The 552-nt window shown below is 53.6% G+C and carries 1 pseudogene; it reads right to left on the bottom strand.

What is annotated here, in order from left to right:
• Positions 1-280: pseudogene (locus BGK49_RS17405) on the bottom strand (IS1-like element transposase); the annotation flags it as partial.
• Positions 281-552 lie beyond the last annotated feature (272 nt).

The raw sequence follows: 552 nt of genomic DNA, 5'->3' as shown, positions 1-552 counted from the left end.
GAGGTTACCGACTGCGGCCTGAGTTTTTTAAGTGACGTAAAATCGTGTTGAGGCTAACGCCCATAATGCGTGCAGTTGCCCGGCATCCAACGCCATTCATGGCCATATCAATAATTTTCTGGTGCGTACCGGGTTGAGAAGCGGTGTAAGTGAACTGCAGTTGCCATGTTTTACGGCAGTGAGAGCAGAGATAGCGCTGATGTCCGGCAGTGCTTTTGCCGTTACGCACCACCCCGTCAGTAGCTGAACAGGAGGGACAGCTGATAGAAACAGAAGCCACTGGAGCACCTCAAAAACACCATCATACACTAAATCAGTAAGTTGGCAGCATCACCCATCCCCCGTTACTTTATTCGTACCCCTTATAATGGGGGGTTAGCCAGCCAGACCCGGCATGATTACTGCCCCCAGTCGTCCATGATCCGGGGGGGATGTCACCGGGTCTGGTGGGGTGCTGGTAACCGCTAATAGGGGTCAGGTCAGGCACTTTTGCCGGGACCGTCTGTAACGTGGATGCCGGTACCTGCTCCCCGTGGTTATCTGGTTAACCCA

The organism is Shigella sp. FC1544, from assembly GCF_001722145.1.
In the GTDB taxonomy this organism is placed as follows: domain Bacteria; phylum Pseudomonadota; class Gammaproteobacteria; order Enterobacterales; family Enterobacteriaceae; genus Escherichia; species Escherichia coli.
Note: the sequence above shows the minus strand (reverse complement) of the source record. Positions and strands in the feature narration are given on the sequence as shown.